Annotated in this window: 2 protein-coding genes; both read right to left on the bottom strand. The window is 55.7% G+C overall.

Going from position 1 to position 1,581, the window contains the following annotated elements:
- Positions 1-84: 84 nt before the first annotated feature.
- Positions 85-618 carry a hypothetical protein gene (locus BLX24_RS30280; protein ID WP_071506900.1) on the bottom strand — a complete coding sequence of 178 codons (534 nt, stop codon included), beginning with the start codon at positions 616-618 and terminating at the stop codon, positions 85-87.
- 72 nt (positions 619-690) lie between these two features.
- Positions 691-1,581 (bottom strand): hypothetical protein (locus BLX24_RS33065; RefSeq protein WP_218160738.1); only part of this gene is annotated, 891 nt, incomplete at its 5' end.

The following is a 1,581-nucleotide window of genomic DNA, read 5'->3' as shown; positions in this document are numbered from 1 at the left end:
GACTGAACCGCCAGCAGCAGCCCGCCCGCTAAAAGAAGGTAACGGTTAACCATAAGATCAAATCATTAAATATGAAGACGGGGATTACTGCTTAGTGAAATGGTATTCGGCCCATGATTTGCCACCCTGCGCATCGGTTATGACCGGTGTTTCGCCAATCAGTACGGTCACGTTGGTATTACCGGTCGAAGCCTTGCCAACGTATAGTTTTTCGAGTACAAACGGGCTGGTCGGGGCAGTCAGGGTAAGTTTACCGTCGTCGATGTCGGTGCCCTGCGTTTTGGTTACGCTCAGCTGCCAGCGTCCGGGCTTGTTGGTTGTACAGTTCCAGCTGCCCGACTGCCCGCTCTGCCCCGCATTGTCCCAGTCTGAACCTGGCAGGATACAGCCGTCGTATGAGCCGTCCTGGTAGAAAATATATGCCAGACCGGCCCCGAACTGACCGAGCAACCGGGGCTGCGACGGGCCGGCATCCTGTGCATACACCTCCGCCGAGGTAATCTCCCAGCGTCCGGTTAACGAGGTAAAATTGTCCGGCTGCGGATCGGCGGATTTGCTGCATCCGGCCCCGCCACCGCCAAACAATATGAGAGACAGATAAAGAAGCAACTTTTTCATAGTTGGTCTTTTGTGTGAGGCTTGTTGACGCTGAATCCGTTTGCCAACAGCGTAACGACCACTGTACCGTTGCTAATAAACGGCATAGATCATTCCGCCTGCACGTAGACCGGCGTAGTCGCTTCCGTTGAAATAGGCATACACGCGAACAAGTCTTCCGCCCGCAACTTCAATAGTGCTTAACCCTGCAAAATCTGTATGGATACCGCCTACAAAATATAACTCCCTGGCGCCGGCTACAAGCGCCGGGTTAATGGTCAGGTCAACCGGAACCGCAAAGGACGCACTGCCGACCTGCTGGCCGGTAAACAGATTGGCCGGTACCTGCCGGATTACCGGTTCATGCGGGCCATCCTCATACCCGAAAACCGAAATTTCAAAGAGGCCGATCGGGCGCAGATTCAGCCCCGGCAAGGCCGTACTGGTCAGGGCATTAGCAAACGATATATCACTCCGCACGGCCAACGGCCCGCTCATGATGGTATTGCCGTTGATGTCGAGCTTTGCCTGCGGATTAGCCGTTCCGATACCAACCCGCCCATTCGCACTGCCATCCTGCAGAATGACCCGGCCGGCATTGTCGGCCGACCGGACATACCAGTCCCCGTAACTCCCGTAATGGATATGGCTGATATTGGGGCCAAGCAACGGGTTGGAAAACTCAGCGGTATTTGACCCGGCCAGGTTGATTTCCCGCCCCTGGACGCTGAGTGTGGAGCCGGGAAATGCGGTGCCGATCCCAACCCGGCCGCCAAAGAAATCCTGCATAATCACATTACCGGAGTAAGCCGCCGACCGGATCAGCCAATCGCCCGTTGCCCCGTAATGGATAAAACTCACGTTAGGGCCAATGGCCGTATTCGAAATATCGACAGTATTGCTGGCATTGGTCGTTGCCTGACGCCCCACAATCGACAATGTGGAGTTCGGAAAGGCCGTGCCGATGCCGACACGCCCGCGATT

This window comes from Arsenicibacter rosenii, from assembly GCF_001870735.1.
In the GTDB taxonomy this organism is placed as follows: domain Bacteria; phylum Bacteroidota; class Bacteroidia; order Cytophagales; family Spirosomataceae; genus Arsenicibacter; species Arsenicibacter rosenii.
Note: the sequence above shows the minus strand (reverse complement) of the source record. Positions and strands in the feature narration are given on the sequence as shown.

Excerpts from the sequence above, each read along its gene's own strand:
- BLX24_RS30280 (WP_071506900.1), bottom strand. The coding sequence starts at position 618 with ATGAAAAAGTTGCTTCTTTATCTGTCTCTCATATTGTTTGGCGGTGGC.